1 protein-coding gene is annotated in these 2,528 nt (G+C 67.6%); it reads left to right on the top strand.

Annotation, left to right across the window (positions count from 1 at the left end):
* Positions 1–2,528: DUF5801 repeats-in-toxin domain-containing protein (locus LB545_RS30710; protein ID WP_224706290.1), on the top strand; the 2,528-nt coding region annotated here is incomplete at both ends.

The following is a 2,528-nucleotide window of genomic DNA, read 5'->3' on the forward strand; positions in this document are numbered from 1 at the left end:
GAGGGCATCGCGCTCGGCGCCGGCTCGGTCTCGGTCACCGTCACCGCGACCGATGGCGACGGCGACCACGTCACACAAAGCGCCGACATCTCCCAGACCATCGTCTTCGAGGATGATGGGCCGAAGGTCCTGAGCGGCCATGCCGCGCCGGTGACGATCGACGAGGACGACATTGCCAGCCTGCTGTCGCAGGGAACCTCGCCCTATGACGGGTCCGGCGACGGTTCGGGCACGGAGTTCCCGCTGGGTGCGGCGATCGCATCCGGCTCGCTGAACGGGCTTGTCGACTTCGGCGCCGACGGCCCGGCCGCCGGCGGCGGTTTCGGCTTCACCGGCACGGCGGCCGCAGACCTGACGGCCATCGGGCTGTCGTCGAAGGGCGTCGAGCTGAGCTGGGCGATCCAGGGCAACACGCTGGTCGGCTTTGTCGACAGCAACCATAACGGCGCTTACAACGGGCTTAGCGACCGCACCGTGATGACAGTGACGCTGAATGCCTCGAGCGGCGCCTTCGTGGTGCGCCAGTTCGACCAGCTCGACCATGTCGCACCGGCGGCCGGAACATCGGACCAGAACACCGCGCTGCAGACGCATCTGGGCGGCAGCAGCGTGGCCGGCATCGACCTCGGCTCGGTGTTCCAGGCCAAGGACGGCGACGGCGATACGGTGACGCTGACCGGCAAGGCGACGGTCACCGTGGTCGACGACGTGCCGCAGGTGTTTATCGCCGCGACCGGCGTGTCGGTCGTGCATGACGAGACGGCGGGCAACCAGAACGACGACACCAACAGCGCCTCGGTCGCGCACCAGTTCGATTCGCTTGGACTGGGCGCGGCAAGCCTGGGCTATGCGCATGGCAACCTGCCGGTGGTGCTGTTCGGCTCGCTGCCCGGCACGGACGAGCCGCGCGCGGCCGTGCTCAGTCTTGCGGTTGCAGCGCCGGGCACGGATTCGGGCCTGAAGACGACCGACGGGCACGAGATCTCGCTGTTCAAGGAAGGCAATCTGATCGTCGGCCGCGTCGACAACGCGAACGGTACGGCCAATCCCGGCGGCGCCGTTGCCTTCGCGGTCTCGGTCGACCAGACCGGCCATATCTCGACGGCACAGTATCTGTCGCTGCAGCATCCGCTGGCCGGCAACGGTTCGGGCGGCTCCTATGACGAGCCGGTCAACCTGTCCGGCAAGATCAATGCGGTGGTCACCGTCACCGACTTCGACGGCGACACAGTCAGCCAGTCGCTCGCCATCGGCGCCAAGATCATCTTCGAGGATGACGGGCCGAAGGTCCTGAGCGGCCATGCCGCGCCGGTGACGATCGACGAGGACGACATTGCCAGCCTGCTGTCGCAGGGAACCTCGCCCTATGACGGGTCCGGCGACGGTTCGGGCACGGAGTTCCCATTCGGTGCGGCGATCGCATCCGGCTCGCTGAACGGGCTTGTCGACTTCGGCGCCGACGGTCCGGCCGCTGGCGGCGGCTTCGGTTTCACCGGCGCGGCGGCCGCCGACCTGACGGCCATCGGGTTGTCGTCGAAAGGCGTCGAGCTGAGCTGGGCGGTCCAGGGCAACACGCTGGTCGGCTTTGTCGACAGCAACCACAACGGCGCTTACAACGGGCTTAGCGACCGCACCGTGATGACGGTGACGCTGAACGCCTCGAGCGGCGCCTTCGTGGTGCGCCAGTTCGACCAGCTCGACCATGTCGCGCCGTCGGCCGGAACATCGGACCAGAACACCGCGCTGCAGACGCACCTGGGCAGCGGCAGCGTGGCCGGCATCGACCTCGGCTCGGTGTTCCAGGCCAAGGACGGCGACGGCGATACGGTCAAGCTGACCGGCAAGGCGACGGTCACCGTGGTCGACGACGTGCCGCAGGTGCTCATCGCCGCGACCGGCGTGTCGGTCGTGCATGACGAGACGGCGGGCAACCAGAACGACGACACCAGCAGCGCCTCGGTCGCACATCAGTTCGATTCGCTTGGACTGGGCGCGGCAAGCCTGGGCTATGCGCATGGCAACCTGCCGGTGGTGCTGTTCGGCTCGCTGCCCGGCACGGACGAGCCGCGCGCGGCCGTGCTCAGCCTTTCGGTTGCAGAGCCAGGCACGGATTCGGGCCTGAAGACGACCGACGGGCACGAGATCTCGCTGTTCAAGGAAGGCAATCTGATCGTCGGCCGCGTCGACAACGCGAACGGTACGGCCAATCCCGGCGGCGCCATTGCCTTCGCGGTCTCGGTCGACCAGACCGGCCATATCTCGACGGCACAGTATCTGTCGCTGCAGCATCCGCTGGCCGGCAACGGTTCGGGCGGCTCCTATGACGAGCCGGTCAACCTGTCGGGCAAGATCAATGCGGTGGTCACCGTCACCGACTTCGACGGCGACACAGTCAGCCAGTCGCTCGCCATCGGCGCCAAGATCATCTTCGAGGACGACGGGCCGAAGGTAACGGCTGTCGCCGCCACCGGCGTTACGGTAGCGCTTGACGAGACGGCGACCACGAGCACCCCGGCTGGGATCGACAC

Origin of the sequence: Mesorhizobium sp. BR1-1-6, from assembly GCF_020165355.1 — a bacterium.
Taxonomy (GTDB): Bacteria; Pseudomonadota; Alphaproteobacteria; order Rhizobiales; family Rhizobiaceae; genus Mesorhizobium.